Source organism: Paenibacillus alginolyticus DSM 5050 = NBRC 15375 (assembly GCF_000422905.1).
In the GTDB taxonomy this organism is placed as follows: Bacteria; Bacillota; Bacilli; order Paenibacillales; family NBRC-103111; genus Paenibacillus_E; species Paenibacillus_E alginolyticus.
On the sequence record NZ_AUGY01000040.1, the window covers coordinates 41,329 to 56,565 of the forward strand.

The window sequence follows — 15,237 nt, forward strand, 5'->3', positions numbered from 1 at the left end:
TTTCATATTACCCCCAACAATTCTATGCTTTTTTGTTTTGCGTGAAGTCCCTCAATTTCCGTACCAATACATGAAGGGCAGCCGTCTTCACAGGGACATTTTCGAATTAAATGTCTTGCGGCAGCTTTTATATCGTCAAAACGCCTATAAACGTCTTCGGCAAGTCCAATACCGCCAGGGTAATGGTCATATATGAAAATCGTAGGCAGCTGCGTATGTTCGGCCCTAATTTGTGAAACTACGTGTATATCGCTTCGGTCGCACATTACATGAATTGGTACTATATGCCTTAGGACATTGGAAATTCCTAAAAGCAGCTGTTCCAGTGTTTTCACCCCTAATGTCGGGTCAACCTCTTTTAACTCTATCCAGGTCGCGCTGGTATGCAGTTCTTCTTCGGGTAGGTTGATTTGGCCGTATCCGATATTTTCAAAACTGCTTAAGCGGATTTTTTTAAAAAGCGTTGGCATCGCATTTACTCGAACATCTCCATAATTTAGTGACGTAGTTCGCCTGTTTTCCGTCCGGTCAACTTCTAATACGATAAGCTTTATTGCTAGGTTTGCGTCCGTATAATATTCTACATCCACTTCCCGTACGTATGCCTTTTTATGTTCCCAGTCCAGCTTCTCTACTTGAAACTGTACCCCTTCATGAAGATAAATAGCTTCGTCATGTAACAGGGTCATAGCGCTAAATCTGTCCATTTCCCCAATAATTTTTACATTCGCTACGTCCGACTGGTCGATTATTACTACATTTTCTTGCGCTGCCGAACGCAGACTTACTTCGCTTGCTGGGAAAGACTGATTCGCCCAAAAAAAAGAATCCCCCGCTTGGTGCAGCACCCTTTCTTCTACCAGATATTCCAGAATGTCGGCTATCTCTAAAGGCCCAAACTCTTCCCCCTTCTTCATAGGAAGTTCATAAGCAGCGCAGCGTAAATGATCGACAAGAATAATTAAATTTTCAGGGTTAATTCTTGCTGATTCCGGGGAACGGTCGAAAAAATATTCAGGATTTTGGACAATGTATTGATCTATGGGTGTATTGCTGGCTACCATAAGGACCAGGGCTTCCCCATGCCGTCTACCAGCCCGGCCTGCTTGCTGCCATGTACTTGCTACACTTCCAGGGTAGCCACTCATAATGCAGACTTGCAGCTGACCTATGTCAACTCCCAATTCTAAAGCGTTCGTGCTTACTACTCCTAAAATTTCCCCGTTCCTTAACCCTCTTTCAATTTCCCTACGCTGACTTGGTAAGTAGCCTCCCCTGTAACCCCTTATAGATTTTGCCCCTAATTCATTCTTAACCAGTTCTTGTATGTGGCTTAAAATTATCTCTACTCGTACCCGGCTTCGAGCAAAAACAATAGTCTGTACTTTATTTGCTAAGAATTCCCTGGCTAAATGGTTTACTTCTACTGTTGCACTTTTCCGAATGTTTAACGCCTTATTAACAATTGGCGGGTTATAAAAAACAAAATGCTTCCTTCCCCTGGGGGCGCCGTTATCGTCAATTAGCCGCATAGGCTTTCCTGTAAGCTGTTCTGCTAGCTCCTTCGGATTTGCTATTGTCGCAGAAGTGCAAATGAAAAGGGGATTGCTGCCATAAAATTTGCAGATTCGTTGTAATCTACGTATAACATTCGCTACATGACTGCCGAAAACACCCCTGTACGTATGTAATTCGTCAATGACAATGTATTTAAGATTACTAAATAAACTTACCCATTTCGTATGATGGGGAAGGATTGCTGCATGTAACATATCTGGGTTAGTAATTACAATATGCCCTACAGTTCTTACAAGCTGCCTAATTGCCGGGGAAGTATCACCGTCATATGTGAAGCTTTTGATATCAATGCCCATTTCAGCAATGATTTCGTTTAATTCGCTTTTTTGGTCTTGCGCCAGAGCTTTCGTTGGGAATAAGTATAGCGCGCGGCTTCCGTCATCTTCGGCTACTGCCTGTAATACAGGAAGGTTATAGCAAAGTGTTTTACCCGAAGCAGTTGGTGTAACAGCAACAATATTTTCACCTTTACGTACAGTTTCATAAGCTGTGTGCTGGTGAGTATATAACTGCTCTATTCCTCTTTGAGCTAATGCGGCCTTTATTCTAAGGTCTACGCTTTCAGGCATTGAATGGGTCTTTGCTTCTTGCGGTTCAACTTCGTGCCAGTTAACAATATTTTCATTACTTTTTAATCCTTGTATTAAATCCGATAGGGATTTTTTTCTTATCATATTTTCACCACTCCGCATAGAACGATTGTTCCCCTATTATAAACGTCTCACACAAAATAAAAAAGCCCCATTTATTTACTAGGGCCTCTTTATGTAACCTACTATTCATTTTTTTAGCTGCGGTAGTCCCCGGAAGCGGTTGCCTGGTAATATACCTTCGTATGTCTACATAAGATCGGATGAATCATCATAATCGTAACGTATTCCGTCATGATCGGCGCTAGCAAGCTGAGCATTCACATGAAGGGCTTGTTCCGCACTTTCTTGCATTTTGAGCAAAACTTCACGATAATCTCTTGATCGATGCTCATCCCTATCATATTTCATCGCAGTTCTTAGCGCTCTTTCAATAATTATTACATCATGACTAGTAAAATTCACGGTTTATCGCACCTCTTCTTGGTCCTTCATTTCATAACAACTAGTTTTGCCATAATCATGAATAACCATACAATTCAAGGGGATTTTCAGAAACTCGTAATTCAATTTGAAATCAGGTAATATTAGGAAGATTACAAAATAAGGAGGAATTCATAATGACAACTTCTTTACCTGCTGAAGTCGAAACCAATCGCCAACCTGATCACGAAATCAACCCTCAATTCCTAACACGTTGGTCACCACGCTCCTTTACCGAACAAGAAGTGACAGAAGATGTTCTCCTTAGTCTTTTTGAAGCTGCTAGGTGGGCACCTTCCGGAAGCAACTTGCAGCCTTGGCGCTTCATAATTGCGCGTACACCCGAGCAAAGAGGCAAATTTCACAACTTCATTATGGCAGGCAACCGAGAATGGTGCGAAAAAGCCCCCGTCCTCACCCTTGTCATTTCACATACCAAAACGGCAAGAGGCGGCGATAACCCAAGTCACGCCTTCGATGCTGGTACTGCTTGGGGCTACTTGGCTTTAGAAGCAAACAATCAAGGTCTAATCACTCACGCTATGGGCGGATTTGATCGGAATCAAGCACGTGAAGCCCTTCAAATCCCTGAGGATTACGATATTCATGCGGTAATCGCCATTGGTTATCGTGGTCCTGTCAACGCTCTCGATGAGAAGTTCCAAGAACGCGAAATCCCATCAGGCAGACGAGAGTTAAGCGAGCTATTATATGGCGGAGAATTTGGTCAGACGCTTTAAATTTTAAAAAAAGAACACTTCATCACGATTGAATCGTGTAATGAGGTGTTCTTTTTCAATGTATATGGACTCGACTTTATCAACTTTCGCCTTGGTTGATCACGCCGGCCAAAATTGGTTTAGATACTTACCTTCTGATTAAAAAACGCCAAGTTTCAGGTTTCCAGCCATAGCGAGCAGCAGAGAGCAACAGCCCAATTGTAGGCATTGGATCATGAATCGACAGAGTATCATCTGCAATTTTCGTCGTCCACATCGGTGGATCCATTTGAAATCGCTTAGGATTGCTAATAAAATGAAGTATTTCACCTGGGATAATTGAGCGGCTGTATACACCAACTTGATACGTATGAACTGGCTCAATACTTTTCCCTATAGCCAATTGATATTGCAACCACGGGAAATCGATACCTGCACGAACAGCAAGAGGAACTGATGCCCAGAATCTTGGATTAATCTCCATGAGTTTCGGCTCACCACTTCTCGGATCGATCATAAATTCAATATCAGCAACACCATACCAATTCAGGTGATCCATCAGTTTTTTTGATATCTCAAGGAGTTCAGGATACTCAACACTTTTGCATACTGTACTAGGACCTCGATCAAGAGGATAATTGCGAACTTCTTTTTGGACAAATGATGCTTGAAGCCTATGTTCGGCATCATAGCATACACAGACATCATATTTAGGGCCTTGAGGAATCATTTCTTGAATAAGCAGCTTCGGATAATATTTATGCACTTCCAAAAATGTAACAAGCAATTCATCAGGGTGCTCCACACAACGGATACCTCGTGAGCCCGAACTTTTCCTTGGTTTAAGCAATAAGGGATATCTCATATGTTCGGTTCGTTTCCTGAGTATGTCGGCATCTATTTCATCATCATCCCACTCTACCGTTTGTGGACAAGGTATCCCGAGCTTTGATGCAACTTGTATCGTTTTTCCTTTATCAGCAGCTATACGATAACTCTCTGTCGGTGGTATTACGACCCTGCAGAGAGATTCTAGCAAGTCTCGATTATCCATTACAATTTCTAATGTGTCATCATCCATTGGAAATAACACATCACAATGTTCTTTACGGATGGTATCGACTAACCACTCTAGATACTGTTCAGGCACCTTCCCCGGATCAGGTGATAGGACAGAACTTGAGCAATATTTAGAAAAACCACTTGCATGCAACCTTGTTTTTTCTGCAGTAATTGTCCGAATCCCACGAGAGCCGAGTGAACGAACAACACAGAGAGTTTTGCTTAACAAGCCATTGGTGCACAATACAATACTCATTCAATCCCCATCTTCCCTGATCTTTCACTCCTAGTTAGCGAATAACTTATAACTTGCCAGCCACAGTAATTCTGGAGGAACGTCCCTGAGTCTCGGTATATACAAAACAACTTTGACATGACTTCCCATGGGATTGACAATTATTGCTTTCAAACTCCCAGCATGGCTTGCTTTCTTGTTCATAAGCTGGACAAGATTGACACATATAAGACGGAGCGCTGCACATCTCCCAACAAGGTCCTAATGGCTTATTCGAAGCAATTTCAGGACTCGTTCGCTTGCGTTCGAACCATTGTATAAACGCTTGAACAACCATTGCATCAAGCTGTGACCCCTCTGAAGATCTTAGCATATTGAGAGCTTTGTCAAACGGTAGCGGCTCACGATATTTACGTCCTCCGATTTTAGCAAGAAACGTTTGTACAACGGCAATAATTCTTGCTCCTACAGGAATATCACATCCTTTTAAGCCTGAAGGGTAACCATTACCATCCATCCGTTCATGGTGATAACGAATGCTATCAGCTACTACCTTGTCTCCAATTGTCATTTCTACGATTGTTGCCCCGACCTGAGCATGCAGCTTCATTTTTTCAAACTCCGTTTCCGAGAACTTCCCTTCTTTCAGGTATAGATCCTCAGGTAACCCCAGTACGCCAATATTGCTTAAATATGCAGCCAAAGATATAGCAGCGATTTCCTTTCGTGGTAGTTTCAACTCTTGAGCGATTGCCGCTGAATACAAAGCCATCTGCTCAGAATAACCCACCGTGTAGGGATTTAAGTTATCAATCGTTCGTGAAAGTAATTTCAATAGCTCGGAATATGCTGCTGCTAAGAGCTTCATTTGGCCCTGAGCCCCTACTAATTTCGACATGCTTTGAGCAGCGGCTGAGAGTGCAGATATCTTCTCGCTTTCGTTCCAGTCCCCCGATGTATTCCGTTCCATTCTGCATACTAGCACTCCATGATTTATTCCCATTCGGAATCTGCAGAAAACAAATGTGTCTCCTTGCTGGCTTTTAAATATTTGTGGAATACGTTCATAAAGCAAGTCTCGCGGACTTACAACTATGGTATCTTCTTTAAGTTCTTCTCGGTTAAAAAGCGGGCGAACCCATACTGCAGCATCAGCCAGTTGAATTTCAGCTTCCTCTGCCCAACCCTGTGCAATCACAGGAGATGTTCCATCATTTTCATTAGTTAAAACAAAAGCAGCATTTACGCCAAGCGCAACTGAAAACATGCTGACCATTTTACTAATTGCAGCTTCCGAATCCAGAGCCATGGCTCCGACAGCGTGAAGAGCATCACCCGAAGTGACAATAACCTCTGTTTTCATCTTCATTTGCTCAGCTTCAATTAGCAGATCCAGTAGTTTGGGCAATATACTTGCTACGAATTTCAATTGACCTATGGCTTTTTTTGATATCCGCGACAGAGGTCCAATACGAATGAGTCCGTATTGACCGACTGGCATGCTAAACAGAGGAAGTTCCCCCTCCTTACCCAAGGTAAGCTGTGTAGGAGCTGCTTGTGCAGGCAGTGAAAGCACAGGCAAATAAATTTCTTTATTGTGCGGAAGCAGCCCACTATAGGAAGGGGCCATTGTTCCGGGATACTTGTTGGAATTGCGTACTGCTTTCAAGCTAAATTGATGGTTTTTTGTATCGAGAATATAGAAGGCATAACCAGGTGCAATTACAATTGTGCCTATGAGCTCTAACACAGCTGAAAGGTTATTTTCTAAACCAGCAGAGGGCTGTAAGCGTTCCAACAATAGTAAAGCGTGCTCTAATCGACTTTTTTCTTGCTTTCTGAATTGATTGGCAATGCGGAAGCAAAGAGCAGCCAAGAGAAATAAGCCGACCAGAACAATGAACATTTCCGTTTCGTAGGGTGCTATTCGTTGCATAGACATTTGCCATATCGAATTGATCGTTATGCCCATGTTGTCCGTCTCCTTTCCATATACTGCTGCAAAATGATACTATCGTTTTATTCAACTTTTTGATGTTCGCTTTGCTCCTGCGGCTTTTGTTCAAGATGCTGAGACAATGCAATGCGCTGCGCTAATTCTTTGATTTTTTCATTTAGTATAGAAATTTGTATAGATTGAAAAAGCACAAGCAGCAGCAAAACGAGCGTCGAAAACAAAAAGATAAGAGATGGCGGATAGCTAACATGCACCATTTGGGCAAGCTTGTCTACCATTTCAGGAAATGCAGAAAGAATCAATATCAAAATAGCTGCGCTCATCCACGCAATGGAGTTGCGTTCACTTATTTTTTTCTTAAGCAGCAAACGAACAACTACCGTACCAAATCCTAGACCGCATGCAAGCAGGATCAACTTTAATAGCTCACTCATGGTCGGGTACCTTCTTTGTTAGTTGATGGCGTAAAATTACAATTCCGATACTTAGCATAATTTTTAACATATAAAAGAATGGCTTTAGACCTGCATGCATGCTGACTCCTGCAAGGCGTTGGCGCATTTGCACCGGTATTTCTTTAACTCGATACCCTTGTAATATCATTTGAATCAAAATATCCGCATCTGGAAAATCAGCTGGAAACCTATCTCGTACAGAATAATAACCAAATACTTTACTTGCTATCCCACGCAAGCCAGAGGTCGGATCAGAAACTTTTACCCCGGTTAATCGAGCAATCAACCAACGAAAAAAAACAGTAGCTAATTTCTTCATAAAGCCAGCGGCAAATCCAGAATCAACTAAATAACGGGATCCTATCAAAATGTCTGATTCACCCTTCTTCAGTTCATCAATCATCGATGGAAGCGAAGCAGGGTCATGTTGATCATCCGCATCAAATTGAATTAAGTAGCGGTATCCCTTTGCAAATGCATACTGATAACCAGTTTGCAGCGCAGCACCATAACCGAGATTACATGGATGCGAAACGACGATTGCAGATTGAGATCTTGCAATAGCTGCTGTTTTGTCAAGAGATCCATCATCAATAATAAGCACATCAACAGGAAGCTTCCTTGCATAAATACCTTGAAGCACTTTACCGATATTAGCTTCTTCATTAAAAGCTGGAATAATAATCAAATATTCATTCATCTGCATTCCTCCCGTAAAGCTCTAGGTAACCTCATATAGTAATAAGCCCACATATTCAGAACGATCGCGTTGACTGCCGCACTAATCGCTGCCCCTATGCCGATACCTGCTGCTCCCCATAAGGAAGTCATCCAGGCATCGAGCGATACATTCAAAATGGCAGTAGCACCGTAACTGATAACCGGTATATGCATCCTCCCGATTGTCAAATATAAACGAAGATAAACAGCTGATACGGCTTGTCCCACAATCGCCAACGAATATCCAGCAAGTATAGCTGATGTAATCGACTCCGAGTGCTTGTCAAAGGAACCATGACCAAATAGAACATGTATGATCGGATCACGAGCGAAACATAGAATGATCGAAGCTGGGACGGAAATCCATAAAGTAACCTGCAATCCGCGATGGAGCATTGCTTTCATTTCCAGTAAATTATTTTCATTCCAGGATCTAGCTAAAGCAGGTAATACCACCATGGTTACCGCAGCCACAAATACCCAGTTTGGAAATTGCGCCAACCGATAAGCGTAATTTAATCCGGCCACAGTTCCTATTTCCATGCGAGAAGCAAACCAGCGCTCCGCTGATAACACGAACTGTGTACTTATCAAAATCGCTAAATAAGGCCAAAAAATCCGATAGAAGGCTTTCAAATTGGTTTTTTTTACGTTAATTGTATAGCCACTAGTCACAGAAGGAATAGAACTCCGATTACGTTGTACCCGTCTAATCACAACGATGCCTAAAAACAAAGTCTGAATCACGACGCCAAGGAGAACAGCAATTGACATCCATTTTGTTCCTTCAACAATAGGGGGCCTTAAAAACATAAGAGAACTAATGACTAACAATCCAATGATATGGTACAGCACTGGAGCAATAGCTATTGGCACAAATATCTGTTTGACCTGAAGGTAGGCGGAAACGACCATAGCTATAGGCAATAATAGTACGATTGGCGTTATGATCGCATATAGCTTATAGCTCAACGTCAAACTTGAATCAGGCAAACCAGCGCCAAGTGTTCCAAGTAATGAATTTTCCAACAAATAAAGAAGGCTGCAGATGATCACCGAAGCAACAACTACTCGCCAAGTAATCGCCATAATACTCGTTCGAATGGATTGTCCATTTTCCGAATCAAGCCATGATGCGAAAAAAGGTACACAAGCCACCCCAAGTGCTGCTGAACTTAGATTATTTCCCACCATATCCGGTATAAAAAAAGCAAGTGAGAAAGCATCAGCGGCTGCAGAAGTGCCAAGGTAAGCCGCAGACACCACATCTTTGACAAAAGCGACCAAAGCCAGTAATAAATTGATTAAGGCAACTACATTGATCGCACGCAGAAGTTGTCCAAATCGATCGAGCCCCCGCATGTATTTGATCAGTGCACTCATCATGAATGGGTACTTCCCTTCGAAAGTACGGTTTTGGTTGGTGAGGTCAATGTTTTCATCGGGTAGCTCTCATTTTTCTGAAGGATTTCCCCAAGTGTTGTAAAGGAGAATTCGCTCAACAATCGCTCCAGCTTACGATAGGTAGTGCGCATTCCGTAATAATGTGACAACCGAGTAAAGGCTGAAGCCTTCATTCGAGGCTGCTCAAGATCGATTTCCCATGGATGGATATAAATCATACCGTGACGGGAGTTGTTAACTTGTTTCAGTGCTTTTCGTACGACCTGATACGGCATAGCTCTTAGGTAAAATCCGCCTGAAAATGGTAATGTTAGAGCCTTTAGCTTCAAAACCGTAGGAGGAAACTCAATCAGTTCTAATGCTTCGCCTCCCACAATCGGCACAAAGGGTTCAACCGGTGCACCGGCTACACCCGATAAAGGTGTATGAAAGGGTTGCAAGCTCGAATCACATGTAAATCCTTCCTCTTGCATGATTCGCAAATAATCATAACGATCTGCCGCAACGGACCAAGAAGGCGCTCGGAATAACGTCACTGGCTTTTTCACAATTCGCTCCAGAATTTCTTTAGATGCGCGTAGATCCTCACGAAACTCGTTAGCCGACAAGGTTGTAAGCATCCGATGCCAGTATCCATGAGAAGCAACCTCATGCCCTCTTCTATCAATTTCCTCTACTAGATAAGGATGTCGTTTGGCTACACAACCGAGAACAAAGAAAGTCCCTTTGACCTCATATCTATCGAACAATTCTAATAAATTCATCGTGCTTGTGACCACACGATCTTCAAACCCTCCCCATTTTTCCTGCGGAAAATTGAAGTCACTAGTCATATACCAATCCTCTACATCAACCGTGAGTGCATTAAGCAATGAAAGGTCCTCCTCTCTATGAACTTCCAAAATCAATTCGGCAGATTCATGCTTGTCAAATGATTAATGTTCTTTCCGATGCAACGGTTCCGGTCCATTAACGACGGATTCCGGATTATTGAGAGGATCTACAGGATATTTAAAATGATAGATCACCAAATTGTCATCCTCGTAATATACGTCTGGCTTCGCATGCGTCTTCTCGAACTCTTCTAACCATTTTGCAAATAAGGCATTCTCTTGTTCTCTTCTTTGGTAAGTAGGCTCTAAAACAGTAGAAATACCAACGGTTTTGGGTAAGCGATAAACCTGCTTTTCATGAAAAACGAATGCATCAGGCGCGATATATTTGTCCGGCTTAGTTTGACCTTTCCGTGTTGGAAAATTTGACTCTCCTGTAGGGTCATACATAGCGTAAAAGTCCCTTAAATAGGTATGAAAGCCATTCCCAAGCGCCAAATCGTAGCCTTCTTCTTGTGAAAAGATCGTCCAAGTCTTCGGTCTGTATTCAGAAGCAATCCGCAGATATTGTCTGACGCCGCTTTCCCACTCCATCTTGATGGCCTTAATGGGTTGTAAAGGATTCACTTGATATAGCCCTGCAAGAAGACTAGCACAGACTATGGGCTCTAGGATTCGATACTTTGGCATAAACGCAATCAACTTCCATACAGAAGCTAACCCCATTCCAATACTAAAAATAGAACCAATGGCCCATTCATCATCCGCTCTCGACACAATTACGACACTATGCGACAAATGCCCCCCATAACGATAGAACAAAAGCGCAGTGATCCCAAAAACTGCTGAAGCTAGCTCAGGTAATCGTTCCACTTTTGTTTTCTTTGGCAGCAAAGCTGCTATAAGTGTTAGTAATATGCCGGCCGCAGCTACATAATCCCAAGGCTTTAATTCAGTTGGCGGCACACTTACCTTGGAATTAATAAAATCTTTAACAGAGTCATTTTCCGATGCGTGAATCAACTTCGCTAGAAGTAGCTGGGACACCGACTCAACAGCAGAAATACAGCCGATTAAAGACACCCATACCGCTCGCATACCGAATTGCCGTAAAGAAAGCAGCAAGGCAGTTCCTACCGCGCATGCGACACCTATGGCCAAATAACCATAAGCAAGAGTATGGACAAAACCAGCAACAGAGCAAGCGGCTAACAGCGCTGTAAGTACATCTCGTTTACCCGTTTGCAGGTAACGAATCGCAAAATAAATGGCGGGCATGATGAATACAAACGCGAATTCCTGCGAGTTCGTGCCAATTTGCCGCTCCCACACGCCTCCTAGAAAGATGTTTCCAGCCCAACCGTAGAAAGCAGCCGCGATAATGCCAGCATACCGATTTCCACTTAGCCGAGAAACTACGAGATATTGCCCCAGTGCGATAAACAGAGACATCAAAGGCCCCGTATACTTCAATACATATAGCTGATCAATCGCAGCAAATTTATGCAAGTAGGCTAATGTAATGTGAAAGCCTGCTGGGTAAAAACCGTCGTGAAACAATACACGTCTTTCGATATATTTCATCCATGCTAATGCAACATAAGAATCTGATAACGGAGGTGAGGCTTGCGTGAGCGCATCGAAATATCGAATATAGGCCGATCCACCAATTACTAGTACAAGCAACCAAAATGGTGCTAGATTCGTTAACTGGCTTACCATCCATCTTAGATCTCTCTTTCCTTTACCCAAAACACTTACATCAATCGGCACTTCCGGGGAATTCCGCATAGGTCGGAATCGCTTGAAGGGAAGTACATTTCTCCCTCGCCAATTCGCTACAGTCTGGCGGAGCATAAATCCTGATTCTAATGCATCGTAAAAACGATATCTAAAGTTATTGATCGCATTCTCTCGTTCCTCTATTTTGCCTTTGCGCAAGTAGGGAAAGATAAGGACACAAGCTATGACAAAAGCCACCGCTAGTACTTCGTAAAGATGGGTGAGCACCAATAAATACCCAATACCAATGTAGAAATAGCAGGCCTTCACGAATAAATTGGTTAACCGCTCTAACCGATCCACGCTTGAATCTTGAAAAATGAAGCGTGGCAAGAGCCAATACAGTATCAAAAATGCTATTGCAAAGTGAGCCAAATGATACGACTGGTTGACAAGCGAGTCGTAACGCATAGCGACCTCCTCTCCTTGCTACTGCAAACGTATTACGAAGCGGAGTACAGATAGTAATCGAGTCGTCCCAGCATCTTAATCATGCTAAGTGTTGTAAGAACCGTAAAGAGTACGGAACCGATAAGAAGTCCGTATACCCCCCAACTGTAATCCACCCAACGCGTTAGCAAAAAACCAATTAACACATTTGCCGCGAAAGCTGGCGCCAAAGCTCGATTCACAAATCCAGGCTGCGAAAACGAGAACATAATAACAGCGTTCATTAAACCAATTGATAGTATCGCATATGCAATGAGGGAGATCACAAATACAAACCACGCCGTATCATTTGGTAGCAAAGGTTTACCCGCATAGACCAAATATTTTACATTAAAATAAAGTACCGCGTTGTAAACAATGATAGCACTAATAATCGCTGTCGCTGTACTAACTGCTAGCATTTTAACGTATGCTGCTCGATACAATCGATTCATTTTAGCGTAATCAAATCCAAGAAAACTTTTCTGGCTGATCTCCAAATCACGCATCAAATTATTAACAATGACCTCACTGATTCCAAGTGGAATCATCAGTACTAATAAAGCGAAGTCTAGTCCAAGTTCATAAGGACCACGGAACCAAATAAAATAAGGCATATATTGCTGATCAAAATCCCAAGGATGATCCGTTGACCAAGAAATTACTCGATCTGTATACAAAAAAGCAAAGTATAACAAGCCATAAATAAAATAGGGCATTATCGCGTAGATCATAATCGACAATCTCGTCATTTGGGGGGCGATCCCCCGCTCCTCCCTCTGCTCTGCTTTTCTGAAATAGTACAGAGCTAAACCCATACCCGTAATGGATACAAGGGTTACAGCGATCAATTGCGACAATACAATCGGAATATTTAGAATTACAAACATGAGATAAACCAGACCGATACCAGCCACAATCAAAGCTGTAAAAACAAGTTCCTTTCGGAGCATATACATAACCGTCACTGAAAGCCATATACAGCTTAGGAAAAAGTAATACAGCACAATAATCATAAACATCTTCTGCGGATATATGTTAAAAACTAAATTAACAAAATAAAGTAATACAGAAATGATAACGCATGCCACAATCCCATAGCGAATAAAGAAAAAAGTAATGCGCCGTGCCATATTATAATAATTCTGAAACAAGTAAAAAAAACCGCGTCGAGCAATGGCTTGTGTGAACCCGCCTACGGTAAGAAAGCTTAAGATCGTGCCTACTGCGATGCAGGTTGCAAATTCAATGGACAATTTTTCGTAGGACCACAGTGAAAATCGCAGCGTAAGCATCGCAAAAACCGAAATAGCCATCGGTAAAGCAAAAATAAGTCCTCTCAAAAAGCTTTTGAAAATATCAAGAGCAAGCTTCAAACCTACTAATCGATCTGGAAGTGTAAACGGTGTATAAACCACTCGTTGTCGGATAGCTTCCCAGAGTTCTTCCGCAAGTTCGAATACATCCTCCACTCCAAACGCGAGATTGGCCCTAGTATCATTCCAACCCATAGATTCCAATATAGCGGCAATCTCATAACGATCTTCTGGTTGATGTCTTCGTTCAATTATCAATTCAATTAATTCTTGAAATTCTACTGAGCCGTTGGAACGAGCCCTATTCACAGGATAGCTAACCACATTATCCATTAGGCATCGCCTACTCCAGTAATGGTCATATTAACGATTAGCTCCGGTAATTTACCATGACGATCTGCTAGAGCAACCACTTCGGATGTAATCATCTCGCCTCGACTAATAAGTCGTTGACCGTTGGGAGCGATCAGGTCTTCACCTGCCGTTTTGCCTACAATATATCGGGAACGGATTGCCATAATCTCTTCATCGAGTACTGGACTGCCCGATCCTTCAGAAGTTGAAGGTGACAATTGTTCAGCAGATTGAACTTTATCCATCTTTGAGACTTTTAAATTTTCTAAAGTAATAGAAGGTTTCTTCTCTTCGGGTACAGTAGCGGAGTATGTTAAACTATCTGTATTATGAATGGAAGACGTTGACATTTGTATCCCAACTGGGTGAACAAACTCTTCAACCTCACTCCAAAACTTGGAACGTTTCCGAGTTTCATTTGCGACGCATAATGGGGCAGTTATCTCTGGCTGACTGCTTGGCTCAACTAGTACGGAAGACAATTCATTGGCTGTCGCTTGCTCCATAGAACTCATTGAAATTTCTTTTAACTCCAAATCAGTCGGAATAATCGTCAATTCCATAGGTTGATCCGTCGTATTAGGTTGCGAACTTGCCTCAATCTGATCAAGACTCTGTTCATGGAGCAATGTCAGCCCGTCAGCGGTTACAAGTTGCTTCGCATATTTATCTACGATGGATCTGGCGCGAAATTGAATAACTTGAGCCAACTTCACTCTGGATTCGGCTCTTTGTGGCAATACAGCCCTATCTTGATCATCAACATCGGTTTTCGGTAAGTTTTCATTTGGCTTCGTTAAGCCAATGTCATCAATTAAACGCTTCGCCTCAAGACTTTTTGCCGCGATTGTATATACAATCGATTCCTCAAGTTCCTGCCAACCTTCGTCACGTAATCGTTCAATTAACGATGCCAACTCCCGCAACAAATCTTGCGTTAACTCACTGTATCGCTGCGCTTTATGCTTCAGCTGAATGGTTTTATTCTCGTAATCCTGATCCACCTTCGCACGAAAATTCTGAATCGCATTATTCTCTTCTTCGGCAAATTGCTGCAAAATATGGATGGCATCAGGTAATCGCTCAATAGCCAGCTGCCTTAATTTGTCTTCCGCGGGGAGTCCTCCTTCGTTCTTTTGAAGCAACTCATTTCGCTGTTCCAGCAAACGAGCCCTCTCCTTCTGGAGTTCATTCTTTTTGACCATCAACGACTCCAGTTCTGCATTCTGCAATCTTCCCAGTCTTCGAATTTCTTGCCGTACGTCACTTTTTTTCAGCCCAAACCACTTATTTTTAAGTTTTCCAACTTGATTATCCATT

The 15,237-nt window shown here is 42.4% G+C and carries 12 protein-coding genes; 1 reads left to right on the forward strand and 11 read right to left on the reverse strand.

Annotated features, from left to right (window positions below; all coding sequences use genetic code 11):
• Nucleotides 1-2: 2 nt before the first annotated feature.
• Complete coding sequence (locus G519_RS0118410; RefSeq protein WP_029195961.1) at nucleotides 3-2,249, reverse strand: DEAD/DEAH box helicase; 2,247 nt, start codon at nucleotides 2,247-2,249, stop codon at nucleotides 3-5.
• Nucleotides 2,250-2,417: 168 nt separating this feature from the next.
• A complete protein-coding gene (locus G519_RS0118415; RefSeq protein WP_029195962.1) occupies nucleotides 2,418-2,633 on the reverse strand; it encodes a hypothetical protein in 216 nt (71 codons plus the stop codon).
• A 155-nt stretch (nucleotides 2,634-2,788) separates the two neighbouring features.
• On the opposite strand from G519_RS0118415, the gene G519_RS0118420 reads away from it, so the two are divergent.
• Entirely contained in the window at nucleotides 2,789-3,391 is a 603-nt protein-coding gene (locus G519_RS0118420) for a nitroreductase family protein (RefSeq protein WP_029195963.1), read from the forward strand.
• Nucleotides 3,392-3,518: 127 nt separating this feature from the next.
• On the opposite strand, the gene G519_RS0118425 is transcribed toward G519_RS0118420, so the two are convergent.
• From G519_RS0118425 to G519_RS0118465, 9 genes are all read right to left on the reverse strand, one after another.
• Nucleotides 3,519-4,688, reverse strand: a complete 1,170-nt coding sequence (locus G519_RS0118425; RefSeq protein ID WP_029195964.1) for a carboxylate--amine ligase — start codon at nucleotides 4,686-4,688, stop codon at nucleotides 3,519-3,521.
• Nucleotides 4,689-4,734: 46 nt separating this feature from the next.
• On the reverse strand, nucleotides 4,735-6,639 hold the full coding sequence (locus G519_RS47660) for an HD domain-containing phosphohydrolase (protein WP_051253496.1): 1,905 nt from the start codon (nucleotides 6,637-6,639) through the stop codon (nucleotides 4,735-4,737).
• A gap of 47 nt (nucleotides 6,640-6,686) precedes the next feature.
• Nucleotides 6,687-7,058 carry a DUF2304 domain-containing protein gene (locus G519_RS0118435; protein ID WP_029195965.1) on the reverse strand — a complete coding sequence of 124 codons (372 nt, stop codon included), beginning with the start codon at nucleotides 7,056-7,058 and terminating at the stop codon, nucleotides 6,687-6,689.
• Complete coding sequence (locus G519_RS0118440) at nucleotides 7,051-7,779, reverse strand: glycosyltransferase family 2 protein (protein ID WP_029195966.1); 729 nt, start codon at nucleotides 7,777-7,779, stop codon at nucleotides 7,051-7,053. The genes G519_RS0118435 and G519_RS0118440 overlap by 8 nt, the downstream gene beginning before the upstream one ends.
• Complete coding sequence (gene murJ / locus G519_RS0118445) at nucleotides 7,776-9,185, reverse strand: murein biosynthesis integral membrane protein MurJ (RefSeq protein ID WP_029195967.1); 1,410 nt, start codon at nucleotides 9,183-9,185, stop codon at nucleotides 7,776-7,778. Before murJ ends, G519_RS0118440 begins: the two co-directional genes overlap by 4 nt.
• Nucleotides 9,182-10,075: a DUF3473 domain-containing protein gene (locus G519_RS43580; protein ID WP_051253497.1), complete on the reverse strand. Its 894-nt coding sequence runs from the start codon at nucleotides 10,073-10,075 to the stop codon at nucleotides 9,182-9,184. Before G519_RS43580 ends, murJ begins: the two co-directional genes overlap by 4 nt.
• Nucleotides 10,076-10,138: 63 nt before the next feature.
• Nucleotides 10,139-12,229: a hypothetical protein gene (locus G519_RS0118455; RefSeq protein ID WP_029195968.1), complete on the reverse strand. Its 2,091-nt coding sequence runs from the start codon at nucleotides 12,227-12,229 to the stop codon at nucleotides 10,139-10,141.
• Between the two features lie 32 nt (nucleotides 12,230-12,261).
• Complete coding sequence (locus G519_RS0118460; protein ID WP_029195969.1) at nucleotides 12,262-13,896, reverse strand: hypothetical protein; 1,635 nt, start codon at nucleotides 13,894-13,896, stop codon at nucleotides 12,262-12,264.
• Nucleotides 13,896-15,236, reverse strand: a complete 1,341-nt coding sequence (locus G519_RS0118465) for a hypothetical protein (protein WP_029195970.1) — start codon at nucleotides 15,234-15,236, stop codon at nucleotides 13,896-13,898. The genes G519_RS0118460 and G519_RS0118465 overlap by 1 nt, the downstream gene beginning before the upstream one ends.
• Nucleotide 15,237: the final 1 nt, after the last annotated feature.

Coding starts and splice junctions, on each gene's coding strand:
- G519_RS0118420 (WP_029195963.1), top strand. CDS start 2,789: ATGACAACTTCTTTACCTGCTGAAGTCGAAACCAATCGCCAACCTGAT.
- G519_RS0118465 (WP_029195970.1), bottom strand. CDS start 15,236: ATGGATAATCAAGTTGGAAAACTTAAAAATAAGTGGTTTGGGCTGAAA.
- G519_RS0118425 (WP_029195964.1), bottom strand. CDS start 4,688: ATGAGTATTGTATTGTGCACCAATGGCTTGTTAAGCAAAACTCTCTGT.
- G519_RS0118435 (WP_029195965.1), bottom strand. CDS start 7,058: ATGAGTGAGCTATTAAAGTTGATCCTGCTTGCATGCGGTCTAGGATTT.
- G519_RS0118460 (WP_029195969.1), bottom strand. CDS start 13,896: ATGGATAATGTGGTTAGCTATCCTGTGAATAGGGCTCGTTCCAACGGC.
- G519_RS0118455 (WP_029195968.1), bottom strand. CDS start 12,229: ATGCGTTACGACTCGCTTGTCAACCAGTCGTATCATTTGGCTCACTTT.
- G519_RS47660 (WP_051253496.1), bottom strand. CDS start 6,639: ATGGGCATAACGATCAATTCGATATGGCAAATGTCTATGCAACGAATA.
- G519_RS0118440 (WP_029195966.1), bottom strand. CDS start 7,779: ATGAATGAATATTTGATTATTATTCCAGCTTTTAATGAAGAAGCTAAT.
- murJ (WP_029195967.1), bottom strand. CDS start 9,185: ATGATGAGTGCACTGATCAAATACATGCGGGGGCTCGATCGATTTGGA.